The 2,111-nt window shown below is 36.3% G+C and carries 2 protein-coding genes and 1 pseudogene; all 3 read right to left on the bottom strand.

Features of this window, described 5'->3' with window-relative positions; all coding sequences use genetic code 11:
• Positions 1-557, bottom strand: a 557-nt coding sequence (locus ABJI11_RS18890; protein WP_348355943.1) for an EamA family transporter, incomplete at its 3' end; no start/stop codon positions are given.
• Positions 558-695: 138 nt separating this feature from the next.
• The gene (locus ABJI11_RS18885; protein WP_348355940.1) at positions 696-1,853 is read right to left on the bottom strand and encodes an iron-containing alcohol dehydrogenase; all 1,158 of its coding nucleotides are present in this window, start codon (positions 1,851-1,853) and stop codon (positions 696-698) included.
• 45 nt (positions 1,854-1,898) lie between these two features.
• A pseudogene (locus ABJI11_RS18880) lies at positions 1,899-2,111 on the bottom strand (NAD(P)H-dependent oxidoreductase); the annotation flags it as partial.

Below are 2,111 nucleotides of genomic sequence, written 5' to 3'. Positions count from 1 at the left end.
AGTGCTAAACTCTGTATTAAAAACTTGTCATACAAACCACTTGATGCCCCTAAAAATGTGGCTCCAATAATGGCATATATCCATTTGTTACTTTTAAAATTAATGCCTTCTTTTTTTCCAATTCTAGAATATAGAAAAACAGAAAATATTATTAAGAAAAAACCAATCCATTGCCAAAAATTGGGTCTTTCTTGATAAATAAGAATTGCGCCTATAAAAGTAAAAAACGGTCCTGCCGATCGTATAGGCGTAACAATGGTAATAGGTAAATGTTTTAAAGCCTGATATGCCAACACCCATGATGAAGCCATGATCATTGCCTTTATAAATATAAAACCATGTGTTTTTAAAGATATATCAGATACAAATAAATCAATACCCTGTAATTCTTCCGGGTAATATTTAGAACCTATAAATAATGGTAAAAACAATAAGAAACCGGCAATTAAAGTACCTAGCAGTACAGAAAAAGCATCATTGCCTTGTACAGCATGTTTCTTGCATAAGTTATGCAACCCTAAGAAAAGAGCCGCTAATAGTCCGAGGTACATCCACATAATGCGCGCGAAGATATTGGTTTTTCACTATTCTGCCTTGTTGATTTTAAAATCAAATGCTCTTTATAATTGGCTATACCAAATTAAAAAGGGCTGCCTTATATAAGACAGCCCTTTTTAAAACTCATAAGTATATTCTTAGTAAGCCATTTTCACAATTTTCTGTGCGTCTTCTGGCATCAAAGCTTGACGCTCACCTAATTTCCATCCACGGTCCGTAAAGCGTTTTGCAATTTCTTCCGCAGTACCTTCATAATCTTTCGTGTAGTCAGATAACTTGGTGTCAATACCTAATTCGTGAAAGAATGCTTCAGTTTTTTCTATTGCAGCATATGCCTTATCATCAACACTACCTTCGGTAATATTCCAAACACGTTCACCGTACTGTGCTAATTTCTCTTTTTTAGCTTCAAAATTGTACTTATAGTGACTTGGTGCTATTACAGCTAATGTACGTGCATGGTCTATACCGAACAATGCGGTCAATTCATGACCCATCATGTGTACAGCCCAGTCTCCCGGCACTCCTTTTTGAATTAATCCGTTCAACGCCATGGTGCAACTCCACATAAAATCCGCAGCTGGTTTATAGTCCGTTGGGTCTTTTAAAACTTTTGGAGCTACTTCTATCAAGGTCTGCAAAATACTTTCTGCGAATCTGTCTTGCAACAATGCATCTATAGGGTATGTCATGTATTGCTCTAACACATGGGTAAAGGCATCTGTAATACCGTTTGCCAACTGGCGTTCAGGAATAGATTTTATTACCTGTGGATCTAGAATTGAAAACTCAGGAAATAATCCTGGTCCGCCCATTGCTAATTTCTCTTTGGTTTCCGCTCTTGTGATAACCGAACCGGAATTCATTTCTGAGCCGGTTGCCGGTAAAGTTAAAACAGTACCAAAAGGCATCCCTTTTTTTGTTCTAATGCTTTTCGTTAAAATATCCCATGGAGTATCACCGTCATAAACAGCAGCGGCAGATAAAAATTTAGTTCCGTCAATTACAGAACCACCACCAACTGCTAATAAATAAGTGATTTTTTCATCTTTGATCAACTGTAAAGCTTCTAACAAGATAGCATATTCAGGGTTGGCAGGAATACCACCAAACTCTATGACTTCAATACCAGACAATGCTGTCATTACTTGTTCGTAAATACCATTTTTCTTGATACTACCACCACCATATAGCATTAGTACTTTTGCATCTTCAGCTATTTCTTTGCTTAATTTCGCTATAGTATCCTTACCAAAAATAATTTTAGTGGGATTCTTAAATTCAAAATTGTTCATTTTCTTTTTCTTTTAATTTTTTTCTTCACTTACATTAATGACCGATTATTCAATAACGGTAACCAAATCTTCCATTGGTTTTCTAACCTTTACCAAATTCACCAACCAGTCTTCACTTTCATTTCTGTACCCTAATGGTAATAGTACGGCACTGCGCAATCCTTTTTCGCGTAAACCTAGGATTTCATCTACTTTGGCAGGATCAAAACCTTCTATAGGGGTTGCATCTACTTTTTCAAATGCCGCTGCAGCAATAGA

The sequence above is a fragment of the Maribacter sp. genome (assembly GCF_039968975.1).
Taxonomy (GTDB): Bacteria; Bacteroidota; Bacteroidia; order Flavobacteriales; family Flavobacteriaceae; genus Maribacter.
This window is presented reverse-complemented; position numbering and strand designations above follow the sequence as displayed.